This is a genomic window from Pseudochelatococcus contaminans, from assembly GCF_014195635.1.
GTDB lineage: Bacteria > Pseudomonadota > Alphaproteobacteria > Rhizobiales > Beijerinckiaceae > Pseudochelatococcus > Pseudochelatococcus contaminans.
In genome coordinates this window covers 557207-571015 of record NZ_JACICC010000001.1, presented here as the reverse complement: position 1 = coordinate 571015, position 13809 = coordinate 557207, and the positions used below count along the sequence as shown (strand labels likewise).

Annotated in this window: 13 protein-coding genes; 7 read left to right on the top strand and 6 right to left on the bottom strand. The window is 62.3% G+C overall.

Features of this window, described 5'->3' with window-relative positions; all coding sequences use genetic code 11:
- Positions 1 to 150 precede the first annotated feature (150 nt).
- The 7 genes from FHS81_RS02430 (at position 151) to grpE (ending at position 9057) form a co-directional block, all read left to right on the top strand.
- Positions 151 to 861 carry a glyoxalase superfamily protein gene (locus FHS81_RS02430; RefSeq protein WP_183750419.1) on the top strand — a complete coding sequence of 237 codons (711 nt, stop codon included), beginning with the start codon at positions 151 to 153 and terminating at the stop codon, positions 859 to 861.
- 238 nt (positions 862 to 1099) lie between these two features.
- Entirely contained in the window at positions 1100 to 1300 is a 201-nt protein-coding gene (gene rpmI / locus FHS81_RS02425) for a 50S ribosomal protein L35 (RefSeq protein WP_183750418.1), read from the top strand.
- Positions 1301 to 1345: 45 nt separating this feature from the next.
- A complete protein-coding gene (rplT, locus tag FHS81_RS02420) occupies positions 1346 to 1711 on the top strand; it encodes a 50S ribosomal protein L20 (protein WP_183750417.1) in 366 nt (121 codons plus the stop codon).
- A 173-nt stretch (positions 1712 to 1884) separates the two neighbouring features.
- The gene (gene pheS / locus FHS81_RS02415; RefSeq protein ID WP_183750416.1) at positions 1885 to 2967 is read left to right on the top strand and encodes a phenylalanine--tRNA ligase subunit alpha; all 1083 of its coding nucleotides are present in this window, start codon (positions 1885 to 1887) and stop codon (positions 2965 to 2967) included.
- Between the two features lie 30 nt (positions 2968 to 2997).
- Positions 2998 to 5421 (top strand): phenylalanine--tRNA ligase subunit beta, encoded by a 2424-nt coding sequence (gene pheT, locus FHS81_RS02410; protein WP_183750415.1) that lies wholly within the window; start codon positions 2998 to 3000, stop codon positions 5419 to 5421.
- Positions 5422 to 5483: 62 nt separating this feature from the next.
- Complete coding sequence (locus FHS81_RS02405) at positions 5484 to 8276, top strand: [protein-PII] uridylyltransferase (protein ID WP_183750414.1); 2793 nt, start codon at positions 5484 to 5486, stop codon at positions 8274 to 8276.
- A gap of 181 nt (positions 8277 to 8457) precedes the next feature.
- Entirely contained in the window at positions 8458 to 9057 is a 600-nt protein-coding gene (gene grpE, locus FHS81_RS02400) for a nucleotide exchange factor GrpE (RefSeq protein ID WP_183750413.1), read from the top strand.
- Between the two features lie 228 nt (positions 9058 to 9285).
- Here the strand turns inward: grpE and FHS81_RS02395 are convergent, their stop codons facing one another.
- The 6 genes from FHS81_RS02395 to FHS81_RS02370 are packed head-to-tail and all read right to left on the bottom strand — an operon-like array spanning position 9286 to position 13530.
- A complete protein-coding gene (locus FHS81_RS02395) occupies positions 9286 to 10383 on the bottom strand; it encodes a hypothetical protein (RefSeq protein ID WP_183750412.1) in 1098 nt (365 codons plus the stop codon).
- 20 nt (positions 10384 to 10403) lie between these two features.
- Positions 10404 to 11024, bottom strand: coding sequence for a 2,3-bisphosphoglycerate-dependent phosphoglycerate mutase (locus FHS81_RS02390; RefSeq protein ID WP_183750411.1), 621 nt, complete (start codon positions 11022 to 11024; stop codon positions 10404 to 10406).
- A 47-nt stretch (positions 11025 to 11071) separates the two neighbouring features.
- Positions 11072 to 11887 carry a 4-hydroxy-tetrahydrodipicolinate reductase gene (gene dapB / locus FHS81_RS02385; RefSeq protein ID WP_183750410.1) on the bottom strand — a complete coding sequence of 272 codons (816 nt, stop codon included), beginning with the start codon at positions 11885 to 11887 and terminating at the stop codon, positions 11072 to 11074.
- A gap of 35 nt (positions 11888 to 11922) precedes the next feature.
- A complete protein-coding gene (locus FHS81_RS02380) occupies positions 11923 to 12213 on the bottom strand; it encodes a DUF1330 domain-containing protein (protein ID WP_183750409.1) in 291 nt (96 codons plus the stop codon).
- Positions 12214 to 12260: 47 nt separating this feature from the next.
- Complete coding sequence (gene pyrF / locus FHS81_RS02375) at positions 12261 to 12974, bottom strand: orotidine-5'-phosphate decarboxylase (RefSeq protein ID WP_343052408.1); 714 nt, start codon at positions 12972 to 12974, stop codon at positions 12261 to 12263.
- Positions 12970 to 13530, bottom strand: a complete 561-nt coding sequence (locus FHS81_RS02370) for a class I SAM-dependent methyltransferase (protein WP_183750407.1) — start codon at positions 13528 to 13530, stop codon at positions 12970 to 12972. The genes pyrF and FHS81_RS02370 overlap by 5 nt, the downstream gene beginning before the upstream one ends.
- Positions 13531 to 13809: the final 279 nt, after the last annotated feature.

Sequence of the window (13809 nt, the reverse complement as noted above, 5' to 3'; positions counted from 1 at the left end):
AGTTTTAGTGCGGGTTTCGTGCAACCTGCCGCTCGCACCCGCATCGGGAATGGTGAAAGCACGCCTGGATTTTTGATCTTGTTTTCTGACAGGCGATTCCGTCAGCAACGCGAGCCCTGACCTGTGATATCGCCCGCGAGGATCAGGATCATGCGTAGTTTTCTTCACGCAAAATCAATGGCAAAGTCTCTGCGTCAGGATTTGGCGAACAGAAACCTTCAGCTGTCTCATGGTGAATGTCTTGAGATGGTGGCAAGGCAATTTGGCCTCAACGACTGGAATACCCTCGCCGCCCATATCGGCGATGTCAGTCCTTCCGAAACAAAACTTGCAATCCCCCAAGATTGGGCGATCACCGGATCGGTCGTCAATGGCAGCACGCACCGGCTTGGGTTGGACCCTGCCATCCCGGAAGCCACGCTCATCGAAAGCCTCGTGCCAAGAGATGGTGACGCTAAGCTGACCGGCAAGATAGCCGTTTTGATGCAGAGCATCGATGCCGCTCCTTATAGAGGTGATCGGCTACGACTGAGCGCTGAACTCCGCACGGAAGAGGCCGATGCAGGCACGATCTGGTTGCGGATAGATGGTCCCGGCAATTTTGGCATGCGCTTCGACAACATGATGAATCGGACTGCCGACGGCGCGCTTAGAGGAACCTGCAACTGGGTTATGCGCAACATCGTGCTTGACGTTCCGGACGATGCGGAAAGTATCCATTATGGCTTTTTCCTGAAGGGATACGGGAAGGTGTGGGCGCGCACTTTCCAGCTTGAAATTGTTTCGGCGGATACTCCTTTGACGGCATTGAACAATCGTTATCCACCGTCACCGAGCAATCTGGATTTTTCACGCCGCTGATTCAGAACATTGCCGGGGCCGAACACTGCCGGGGCGATGTATGCTTGCAAGCGATACACCGCCCCCCTTGCGTGATCGTCACTGATCTGCCATAAGCGCGGCTTCATCAGAATCGCCCGGCTGATAGGGCTGCCGTGGCGGTTTGGTGTGCTTTCGAGCAACATCAGGCCGGATTCATCCGCATGTGGCAAGAGATTGCCCGCGGCGGACAGCGTCCGGCATCACGAAAGGAAGCAAAATGCCCAAACTGAAGACGAAATCGGGCGCCAAGAAGCGCTTCAAGGTTACCGGCTCCGGCAAGGTCGTCGCCGGTCAGGCGGGCAAGCGCCACGGCATGATCAAGCGGACGAAGAAGTTCATCCGCAATCAGCGTGGCACGATGATCCTGTTCGAGGGCGATGCGAAGAACGTCAAGCGTTACTTCCTCCCCAACGCCTGAATCAGCCCCCTGTCAATCACCCGGTAATTCTGAGGAGCCAGCACAATGGCCCGCGTCAAACGGGGCGTTACGTCCCACGCCAAGCACAAGAAGGTCCTGAAGGCCGCCAAGGGCTTTTACGGCCGTCGCAAGAATACGATCCGCACGGCCAAGGCCGCTGTCGATCGCGCGTTGCAGTACAACTACCGCGACCGCAAGAACAAGAAGCGCACGTTCCGCGGCCTGTGGATCCAGCGCATCAATGCCGCAGTGCGTGAACACGACCTGACCTACAGCCGATTTATTGACGGTCTCGGCAAGGCAGGCATTGAGATTGATCGCAAGGTGCTGTCCGAACTCGCTATCCACGAGCCGGATGCATTCAAGGCGATCGTCGAGAAGGCAAAGGCAGCCCTTCCGGCTGCTGCCTGATTGGCAGATGCTTCGGGCTGGATGCCTTTGCGTCCGGCCCTCCCCTTTCCGGGATCATGCGTGACGGCAACGCCTGCCGCGAAACGTATCGATTTGGCCGGAAGGGCTTGACGGTTCCCCGGTCATTGCCGACAAGCAGGCAACCTGCGCAAAAGTGGCGCCCCGAGGAACAGATGTCCGATTATTCCACTCTCGAAAATTCCCTGCTCGAAGCGATCCATGCCGCCGCCGATGAAGCTGCGCTGGAGGCCGTGCGCGTTGCCGCACTTGGCAAGAAAGGCTCGGTCTCGGAGCTGCTGAAGACGCTCGGCAGCCTGACGCCGGACGAGCGCAAGGTGCAAGGCCCGCTGATCAACGGCCTGCGTGACCGTGTGGCGGCCGCCCTGTCAGAACGCAAGGCCGTTCTGGCGGAAGAGGCGCTGAACGCCCGCCTCGCGCAGGAGCGTGCGGATGTTACGCTGCCGGTGCAGGAAAGCGCCCAGACGCGCGGCCGCATCCACCCGATCAGCCAGGTCATCGACGAACTCACCGCTATTTTTGCCGATCTGGGCTTTGCCATCGCCGAGGGGCCGGACGTCGAAACCGACTTCTACAACTTCACGGCGCTAAACTTCCCGGAAGGGCATCCCGCGCGCGAGATGCACGACACGTTCTTCTTCTCCCCGGACGAGAACGGCGAGCGCAAGCTGCTGCGTACCCACACGAGCCCGGTGCAGGTGCGCACCATGCAGGGGCAAAAGCCGCCGATCCGTGTTATCTGCCCCGGACGCACCTACCGCTGCGACTCGGATCAGACGCACACGCCGATGTTCCATCAGGTCGAGGGGCTGGTGATCGACCGCTCCGCTAACTTCGGCCATCTGAAATGGATTCTCGAAGAGTTCTGCAAGGCGTTCTTCGAGGTACCGAACGTCAAGATGCGTTTCCGCCCCTCCTTCTTCCCATTCACGGAACCCTCCGCTGAGGTGGACATCCAGTGCTCGCGCAAGGGCGGTGACATCCGCTTCGGTGAGGGCGACGACTGGCTGGAGATTCTCGGCTGCGGCATGGTGCATCCGAATGTGCTGCGCCATGTCGGTCTCGATCCGGATGAGTATCAGGGCTTTGCATGGGGCATGGGCATCGACCGCATCGCCATGCTGAAATACGGCATGCCGGACCTGCGCCCCTTCTTCGAGGCCGATGTGCGCTGGCTGTCGCACTATGGCTTCCGCCCGCTCGACCTGCCGTCGCTGGCCGGCGGCCTGAGCAACTGATCCCGACACTGTGAACGAGAAGCAACGGCAATGAAATTCACTCTTTCCTGGCTGAAGGATCATCTCGACACGGATGCCTCGCTTCAGGACGTGCTGGATGCCCTGAACCGCATCGGGCTTGAGGTCGAGGGCGTCGAGGACAAGGCGAAGGAACTCGCGGCGTTCCGCATCGCGCATATCGTCGCCGCCGAACAGCACCCCAACGCCGACCGGCTGCGCGTTTGCTCCGTCGATATCGGCGATGGCACACCCGTCCAGGTCGTCTGCGGCGCGGCCAACGCGCGCGCGGGGCTGAAAACGGTTTTCGCCGCGCCCGGCACTTATATTCCGGGCAAGGACATCACCATTGCCGTCGGCTCCATTCGCGGCGTCGAGAGCAAAGGCATGATGTGCTCGCCGGAGGAACTCGACCTCCCGGGCGACAGCGACGGCATTTTCGAATTGCCCGCCGATGCGCCGGTGGGGCAGCCCTATGCCGTGTGGGCCGGGCTGGACGACCCGGTCATCGAGATCGCCGTCACGCCGAACCGTCCGGATGCGCTCGGCGTTGCCGGCATTGCCCGCGATCTGGCGGCGGCAGGCCTTGGCCGGCTGAAGGATGGCGACATCGCTCCCATTTCCGGCGCCTTCGCCAATCCGGTGGAAGTGATCCGCGATTTCGCGGCTGACGACGCGTTCCTCAACCCGGTGTTTGCGCTGCGGCTGGTGCGCGGCGTGAAAAACGGCCCGTCGCCGGAATGGCTGCAAAAGCGCCTGACGGCCATCGGGCTTAGGCCGATCAACATCCTCGTCGACATCACCAACTACGTCACTTTCGACCGAGGCCGCCCGCTGCATGTTTTCGACGCCGCGAAAGTCAAGGGCAACCTTGTGGTGCGCCGCGCGCGTGCAGGTGAGGAACTGCTCGCGCTCGACGGCAAGACGTACAAGCTGGGTGGAAACCACATCGTCATCGCCGACGACAACGGCCCCGAGTCGCTGGGCGGCATCATGGGCGGCGAGCATTCGGGCTGCGACGAAACCACCACGGACGTTTTGATCGAGTCGGCGCTGTGGGATGAACTCACCATTGCCCGCACCGGCAGGGAACTTGGCATCATTACCGATGCGCGCTACCGCTTCGAGCGCGGCGTTGATCCGGCTTTCACGCTTCCGGGGATCGAGCTTGCCACCCGGCTCGTGCTGGATCTGGCGGGCGGTAAGCCGTCCGAGGTGACGCTGGCGGGCGCAATTCCCGATACGACCCGCACCATCACCCTGCCGTGGAGCGAGATCAAGCGCCTGACGGGCCTCGATATTCCGGCAGACGATGCGCGGCGCACGCTTGAGGTGCTCGGCTTCACCGTCGATGGCGATGGCGACAGCGCAACCGTGACACCGCCGTCGTGGCGTCCGGATGTCGAAGGCAAGGCCGATCTCGTCGAGGAAGTGCTGCGCATCACCGGTATCGATAACGTCACATCCACGCCGCTGCCGCGTATCGAGGCGGGCATCACCCGCCCCGTGCTGACATTGCTGCAAAAACGCACCCGCACCGCTCGCCGCTTGCTGGCATCGCGCGGATTGGTGGAGGCGGTGACGTGGTCCTTCGTGGCAAAAGCCGATGCGGAGGCATTCGGCGGCGGCGATCCGCGGCTCGCGTTGGCCAACCCGATCGCGGCGGATCTGTCGGACATGCGTCCGAACCTGCTGCCGGGCCTGATCCGTGCCGCGCAGCGCAACGCCGACCGTGGCTATGGCGACGTGGCTCTCTTCGAAGTCGGGCAGGTGTTTGCCGATGACACCCCGGAGGGTCAGACCACGAGCGCCGTCGCGCTACGGCGTGGCACCGCACGGGCGGAAGGTGCTGGCCGCGACTGGCGCAATCCGGCGAAGAACGTCGATGTGTTCGATGCGAAAGCAGATGCCTTTGCATTGCTGACGGCGCTTGGAATCGCCACTGCCGGTGTTCAGATCGTCCCCGGCGGTCCGGCGTGGTATCATCCCGGGCGTTCGGCCACGTTGCAATTCGGGCCGAAGAATATCATCGGCGCGTTCGGCGAGTTGCATCCCAAAATCCTGCAGGCGCTGGATGTGAAGGGTCCGCTCGTCGCCATCGAGATCACACTCGATGCCCTTCCCGTTCCCAAGGAGCGCCCGACAAAGGCGCGTCCGAAGCTGGCGCTGTCCGAGTTCCAGCCGCTCAGCCGCGACTTCGCCTTCGTAGTGGATGTGGCGGTTCCGGCCGGAGATATCCTGCGGGCCGTACAGAGCGCCGATCGCGCACTGCTGTCCGACGTCACGGTCTTCGATATCTACGAAGGCCCCGGCGTGGAAGCGGGCAAGAAATCGGTGGCTGTCGCCGTCACACTGCAGCCGGCCGGCAAAACGTTGACCGACGCGGAAATCGAAACGGTGTCCACACGCATCGTCGATGCCGTCGTCAAGAAAACAGGCGCGATCCTGCGCGCTTGATTGTATGATGCGGCAAATCATCTGTGGGGGCGGGTAACGCCCGCCCCTCAACGGAATTTGCCATGAATACACCGCAGCCCGCCCATCCTCTCGATCTTCCGGCCGTCAACCGGCTTGCACCGGCGCTGCGGGCCCTTGAAGATAATCATCGCAACGATTTGCAGGCCCTGCGCGCCGCACTTGTCGACCTGCTGCGCCGCACGTTGCAGGAGGGCCGCGACGAAGCCGATGCGGCGCTGATGCAGGATCAGAACGGCCTCGCCTGCGCGCGCCGGCTATCACGCCTCACCGATGCCGTCGTGCGGGCGGCCTACAGTTATGCGGTGAAGCATTTCCACCCCGTTGCCAACCCGTCGATGGGCGAGCATCTGGCCGTCGTGGCCGTGGGCGGTTATGGCCGGGGCACGATGGCCCCGCATTCCGATGTCGATGTGCTGTTCGTGCTGCCCTACAAGGCAACCGCGTGGAGCGAGAGCGTCGTCGAAACCGTGCTCTACATCCTCTGGGATCTCAAGCTCAAGATCGGCCACGCCACGCGCTCGGTCAACGAATCGCTTCATGAAGCGCGCGGCGATATGACGATCCGCACCGCGCTGCTCGAAGCCCGCTTTCTCGTCGGCGAACGACGGCTGTTCAACGAGTTGCTGACGCGCTACCAGACGGAAGTCGTGGCCGGCACCGAGGCTGAATTCGTCACCGCGAAGCTGGCCGAGCGCGACGCCCGCATCACCCGCTCTGGCACCTCACGTTACGTGGTGGAGCCCAACGTCAAGGAAGGCAAAGGCGGCCAGCGCGATCTCAACACGCTGCTGTGGCTGGCGCAATACGTCTACCGCGTGCGCACGCCGGACGCCATGATCCGGGTTGGCTTGTTCGACAGTGCGGAAGCGGCGATGTTCCGTCGCTGTACCGAATTCCTCTGGCGCGTGCGGTGTCATCTGCATTTCGTTGCGGGGCGGGCGGAAGAGCGGCTGTCCTTCGATTATCAACCCGCAGTGTGCGAGCGTATCGGCTATGCCGGGCGGGATGGCATGTCGTCCGTCGAGCGTTTCATGCGGCGTTATTTCCTCGTCGCGAAGGATGTCGGCGGCCTCACGGCCATCGTCTGCGCCGCCCTGGAGGAGCGCCACGACAAGCCGGTGCCCATGCTCAACCGCTTCGTTCGCGGTCTGGTGCGGCCCTACCGCCAGCGCCTCGGTGCGCCGGGTTTCAAGCTGGACAACAACCGCATCAACATTGCCGATGGCGATGTCTTCATCAACGATCCGGTCAACCTCATCCGCCTGTTCCGGCTGGCGGACAAGAACGCCCTCGCGATCCACCCCGATGCGATGCGCCTCGCCCGCAGATCCCTGCGGCTGATCGACCGCCCGCTGCGTGAATCGCCGGAAGCAAACAGTCTGTTCATCGACATCCTCACCTCGCGCAACGCTCCCGAAACCGTCTTGCGGCTGATGAACGAATGCGGCGTCCTGGGCCGCTTCATTCCGGATTTCGGGCGCATCGTCGCGCTGATGCAGTTCAACATGTACCATCACTTCACGGTGGACGAGCATCTCATCCGCACGGTCGGCGTGCTGGCGCAAATCGATAGCGGCGAGCTGGCGCAGGCGCATCCCTTGGCGCACAGCATCGTCACCACGCTTCAGCACCGGCGGGCGCTGTACGTCGCAGCGTTCCTGCACGATATCGCCAAGGGGCGGCCGGAAGATCACTCCATTGCCGGTGCGCGGGTTGCGCGTCATCTTGGGCCGCGCCTGGGGTTGGACCCTGCCGAGACCGAAACCGTGGCCTGGCTGATCGAAAATCATCTGGTCATGTCCAATATCGCCCAGAGCCGCGATCTCGCCGACCCGGAAACCATCCGGGGCTTCGCGGCAACGGTGCAGACGCTGGAACGGCTGAAACTGCTGCTCATCCTCACGGTTTGCGACACCAAAGCCGTTGGCCCGGGTGTCTGGAATGGCTGGAAGGGCGAGCTGCTGCGCACGCTTTATTTCGAAACCGAGCCGCGCCTCATGACTGGCGGCCATTCCGCCGTTTCCGGCAGCCAACGCGTTGCGCATGCGCAGGCTGAGCTGCGCAAGGCGATGCCCGAGTGGGACGACGTGACCTTCGACACCTACAAGGTGCGTCACTATCCGGCCTATTGGCTCAAGGCGGATATGGCGAGAAAGGTGAAGCACGCAGCCTTCATCCGCGCGGCCGAGTCCGATGGCGAAACGGTGGCGACAGCCATTGCCACGGATAAGTTTCGCGGCGTGACGGAGCTGACGGTGTTCGCGCCAGACCATCCGCGCCTGCTCGCAATCTTGACCGGCGCGTGCGCCTCCTCCGGCGCCAATATCGCCGATGCGCAGATCTTCACCACCACGGACGGCCTCGCCATCGACGACCTGTTCCTGACTCGCGCTTTCGAGGAGGATGACGATGAAATCCGCCGCGGCGAGAAAATCGCCGCGACCATTGAGAATGCTCTCAAGGGAAAACTGAAGATCGCCGATCTCGTTGATCGAAAGCGCCCCAAAACAGCCCGGCGCACGTTCAACGTCCCGACAGAGCTTGTCATCGACAACAGCCTGTCGCACCAATACACGGTTCTGGAGATTTCCGGCCTTGACCGCCCCGGCCTGCTTTATGACCTGACGACGACGCTCGGCAAACTCAACCTCAACATCGCCTCGGCGCACATAGCCACGTTTGGTGAAAAGGCCGTCGATGCCTTTTATGTCACCGATCTCACAGGTGCGAAGATCACCCAGCCGATGCGGCAGGCGGCCATACGCAGCGCGATAGCGGGTGTGTTCTCAGGCCCAGCGCCCCGGACCGTCAAAACCGTCGCCACCGGCGCCTGACGGGGAATGCGCCTCAAAAGCCCGTCTGCCCTTGATTTTACTGTGCTGAAGGCTGATATGGTCGCGAGGCATTTCCGCTATGCGGGAATCGAAAGCTTCGCCGCGTTTCGGTCCGCGGGATCCGCACAGGTGGGTTCCCAGCCCGGAGCGCCAGCTCCTGTCACACTCGCATCGATGGATCATGACCCAGAACATCAACCAACCTGCCGAGACAACGGCCGCCGAAGGCGCGCCTGAAACCGGAGCCGCCCCGGACCAGACGAACGACAGCGCTCTGGTTGCGCAACTCGAAGCCGAGAAGGCGGACATCAAGGACAAGCTGCTGCGTACCCTGGCCGAGATGGAAAACCTGCGTCGCCGCACGGAAAAGGAAGTCGCGGACGCCAGGGCCTACGCTATTTCCTCCTTCGCGCGTGATGTCCTGAGCGTTTCGGACAACATCCGCCGCGCGCTGGAAACGATTCCCGCCGATCAGCGCGCGTCGGAAGGCCCGCTCAAGGCTTTCGCCGATGGCATCGACCTGACGGACCGTGAGCTTGTGAAAACGCTGGCTCGCCACGGCGTGAAGGAGATTTCTCCGCTGGGCGAGAAGTTCGACCCGAACCTGCATCAGGCCATGTTCGAATTGCCCGACGCGTCCGTTCCGAACGGCACCGTTCTGCAGGTCGTCCAGACTGGCTTCTCCATCGGCGGCCGCGTGCTGCGCCCTGCTCTCGTCGGCGTATCCAAAGGCGGCCCCAAGGCAGCGCCGCTTTTGGACGATGACACGCCGATCATCTAGCGCTATTCGCGTTCAAGGCGATCCACCGACTTGAACGCAGATTGTTGAACGCAATTACGCTCCAAACAGAAAGTCCCGCTCACGCGGGACTTTTTTTATCGGCTAAAGTTTCCTGTAACGTAGGCTGCCTTAAAGCGTTTTCAAGCAGAGTGGACACCGCTCTGCTTGAAAACGCGTAAAACCAATAAGATAGAGCATTTCTGTGTTTCAACGAAATGCCGAAATGCTCTAGCCGCCCTCGCTCGACGGCTTATCGGCGGTTGGCGTTTCATCCTTGGCCGCATCCGTTCGTATCGCTACCGTATCGCGGAGACGGTCGAGAAAGCGCGCCGCATCATCGTAAGCATTGTCGCGTGCCACCAGCACGAAACGGATAAAGTCCGAACGGTCGAAGCGAACCGCCTGGGTCACGCGTACCTTGACGCCTGACGCCGCATCCTGCCCCTCGCCCTCGATTTCGTGCCAGTCGACGCCATCGCGCGTCACGCCTTCGGCCCGTCTCACCTGCATGCCCCGCACGCCGCTAAGGCTGGAAAATGCCTGCCGGGCGAAACGATCCTGCTCAAGCCGGCCCAAGATTGCGGCCTTGCCGCCACCCACGAGCACAATCGGCTGTTCCGCTCCCTGTACGAGATCCTTGGGGCCATCTGTCAGCATGGCGGAGTTGCCGGGAATGACGCGCGCAATACGAAATCCCGTGCGGTCTTCTGCGGTGGCGTCATCGAGCGTTTCGTCAATGATGAACGGAAGTGTCTGCACATCCGCGACGATCTGCGCATGATCGCGGTCACCGACGGAGCGCAACGTGGCACGCACCACATCATCGGTATAGTGGTCGCGCGCATCAGACGATATCTGGAACGTGACAACCGCAACGCTAGCAGGTGTGCCGCGCAGCAGCACCCACTTGTAGATGGTTTCGCCCTCATGCAACTGCGACGCCACCACCAACACGCCCTTGCCGCCATTCACGGGCCAGGCTTCGCGGCTGATGAGCTTGAAGCCTTCGGGCTCCTGCTCCGGCTCACGCAGATTCTTTTCGAGGGAGGGAAACAGATCGGGCGGCAACTCGGTCATCATGATGGCCGTTTCGCGCGCCTCATCCTCGAAACCGGGGAACCGCTGCGACAGTTGCATGTCTGGCGGCGGCACCAATCCAAAGCCCAACCCCTGCGGAAACACCCGCTGCGGCTGTTCGGGAGTCTGCTCGTTGGCGATAGCGGCCGGCAATCGGATGAACCCCGCTTCCGGCCGTAAAAAGAGCCCGCTGGCGAATGCGAGGGTTGAAGCGAAGGTCAGCAACGTGATTTTCTTCGTGATACCCACCGCAATCCTCCTCTTACCTGTCACGCGGACAGGATTTTCTTCGATGCCACCGTGCTGTCAGCATTGAGACGGTAAACGATTGGCTCGCCGGTCGCGAGTTCCACGCCGGGAATGGTTTCGGGCGTCAACCCGTCCAGCACCAGCAGCAGCGCCCGCAGCGAATTGCCGTGGGCCGTTACGAGCACGCTTTCCTCACGCAGCACAGCCGGCAGGATGTTGCGCACGTAATATGGCAGAACGCGGGCAACCGTATCCTTCAGGCTCTCGCCGCCGGGCGGCGGCACGTCATAAGACCGGCGCCAGATGTGCACCTGTTCCTCGCCCCAACGCTGGCGGGCGTCGTCCTTGTTGAGGCCGGCGAGGTCACCATAATGACGCTCGTTCAGCGCTTGCTCGCGCACCACCGGCAAATCCGTCTGGCCAATCTCTTCCTGAATGAGCGCCAGCGTGCGCTGCGCACGCGTCAGCCCGGATGTGAAAGCACGGTTGAAGTGGATGCCTTCAGCCTTCAGGCGCTGGCCCGCCGCACGCGCCTCGCTCACGCCGACTTCCGTCAGATCCGGGTCTTTCCAGCCGGTGAACAGGTTCTTGAGGTTCCACTCGCTCTGGCCGTGACGAACCAGCACAAGAAGGCGCGACATGATAATCTCCTTGAAAAATACGAATCCGGGCGCGTTTGCCCGAGCGGTCATATATCCCGGATGCCAAGCACATCCGCCATTGAGTAAAGGCCGGGTGCCCGTCCCCTGCCCCAGAGCGCCGCCCGCACCGCGCCGCGCGCGAAGATACCGCGATCTTCGGCCTTATGCGACAGCTCGATGCGCTCGCCTGCGCCCGCGAAAATAACCGTATGGTCGCCGACGACAGAGCCACCACGCAGGGTTGCAAAGCCGATATCCCCGGCCCGGCGCGGCCCGGTATGCCCGTCGCGCACTTTCTGCGCGTGATCCTTCAAATAGATCCCGCGGCCCGCAGCAGCAGCCTCGCCGAGAAGCAGGGCAGTTCCAGACGGCGCATCCACCTTATGCTTATGATGCATCTCCACGATCTCGATATCAAATTCCATATCGAGCGTGCTGGCCGCCCGGCGCACCAGCGCCGCAAGCAGGTTGACACCAAGGCTCATATTGCCGGAGCGCACGATCACGGTCTGGCGCGCGGCATCGTCAATGAGGGCATTGTCCTCATCGGAGAGGCCCGTGGTGCCGATCACATGCGTAATGCCCGCCCGCGCTGCTGCCTGCGCGAAGGCAACCGTCGCTTTAGGCACGGTGAAGTCAAGCACACCATCCGCACCAGCGAATGCGGCATCAACGTCATCGGTGATGGATACACCGAGAGCGCCGACGCCCGCCAGCAATCCGGCATCCTCGCCAAGCACAGGCGCGCCGGGGCGTTCGAGTGCGGCTGACAGCGTCACGCCGGATGCTTCGGTAACGGCACGCATCAGCATGCGCCCCATGCGCCCGCCCGCACCCACGACGACAAGCCGCAAATCACTCATTGCTGTTCCCGCATCCGCACTGTGCGACGTCACGTTCAGTCAACACCTTCGACAAGGACGAAATCGGCCACCGCCGCTCCTTCGCGCACCGCACGCGCCGCCTTGTAATCTTCTGAATGGTAATAAGTATGCGCCTGTTCAAACGACTCGAATTCGAGGATCACATTGCGTGCCCGTTCCTCGCCTTCCAGCGTCTCATAACGCCCGCCGCGCGCGAGCGGCCGCGCGCCATACTTTGCGCTGGCGACAGCAGCGAGCTTTGCATATTGCGCGAACTGCTCGGGATCGGTGACATTGATACGGGCAATGAGATAGCCTTTTGCCATCGTCTTCTCCTGTCAATACTCCTGCGGATTTCGTCGCTCGCAGCCACTCACGGCACAGCAGCGGCGATATCCTCGACAATACTTTCCGCCGCCTGCCGGGGATGACTTGCAGCCGTCACCGGCCTGCCGACAACGAGATAATTCGCCCCGGCGCGAATGGCATCGCCGGGCGTGAAAATGCGCTTCTGATCATCGGCGCTGCCGCCGGCAGGGCGAATGCCGGGCGTCACGAGCAAAAGCTCCGGCCCGACCAGCGCCCGCACAGACGCGGCTTCGGCAGCCGACAGAATCAGCCCCTCCGCCCCGGCGTCGCGCGTTTGGAGCGCCCGCCGTTCGACGGTTTCCTGCACGCCTGCGTGATACCCCGCCGCCGCCAGATCGGCATTGTCGTAGGATGTCATCACCGTCACCCCGAGAATCGCAAGATCGGAGCCGGCCTTGCCGGCCACGGCAGCAGCCAAAGTCTGGGGGTAAGCATGAACAGTCAGGAAAGTCACACCGATCCGCGCCACCTGTGCCGTCGCCCGCTCCACGGTGGTACCAATGTCATGCAGTTTCAGATCGAGGAAAACCTTTTTGCCCTCATCGACGAGCGCACGCGCCAGATCGAGACCGCCACCATAGACGATCTCCATACCCAGCTTGTAGAAGGACACCGCATCGCCCAGTTCCGTCACCAGCGCCCGGGCGCGCGCGACATCCGGCACATCGAGCGCGACAATCAGCCGGTCGCGCGCAGATATCGGGGAACGGCCATCAATTGCCACGGCGATAAACCCATACGCGTGCCGGAGGCAGGTTCCACCACACGCGACCAGAGCGTTCAGCCGTATATTCGCCGCTCTCTTTCGGAATCGGCGGCACGACCGCATAGGTAAACTGCACGAAAGGCGCGCCCGCGTGCATCAGCGAGAATGCATCTTCAAGCAGGCCCATGCGCTGGGGCAGCGGCCGCGTGAACAGCGGCAGGCTGGATACCACGCCTGCGGCCGGTTCCTGAATGACGCCCCGCAGCGTCTCGCCGAGCCCGTAGGCATCGCCCTGAATCACTGTGACGCCGGGAAAACGCAGGCGCAGCAGCTTGCAGAAATCCGGATTGAACTCGACCAGTACAAGCCTGTCCGGCGCGAGACCGCGCTTGAGCAGCGCTTCGGTCACCGGGCCAGTGCCCGGGCCAAGCTCAACGACAGGGCCGGTGCGAGACGGGTCAACATAAGCCGCCATCGTACGCGCCAATGCACGGCCGGAAGGTGTCACCGCGCCGGTGATCAGAGGCTTTTCAACCCATGACTTGAGAAACCGCGCATCGTCGCGCATAGCGCGGCGCTTCGAGGATGCCCCGTCGACTGTTGAAGCACTGGAACCTGGAAAGCGGGGAGCAGGGTGTTCGGACACAGTATAAGCCTTCTTCGCGGTAAGGGTGCCCGGACAGCTACCAACGTGGCTCAGGCTCAACCACCTGAAGCGCGCACTGCATCGATGCGGGTACCAGTCGACCATAACGCAGGCCGGTCAAGCATGTAACCGGCCTGTTTTTCTGTCACCAAAAAGATTAACGCTACAAGACAAGCCGACGCAAGAATCATTCTCGACTGT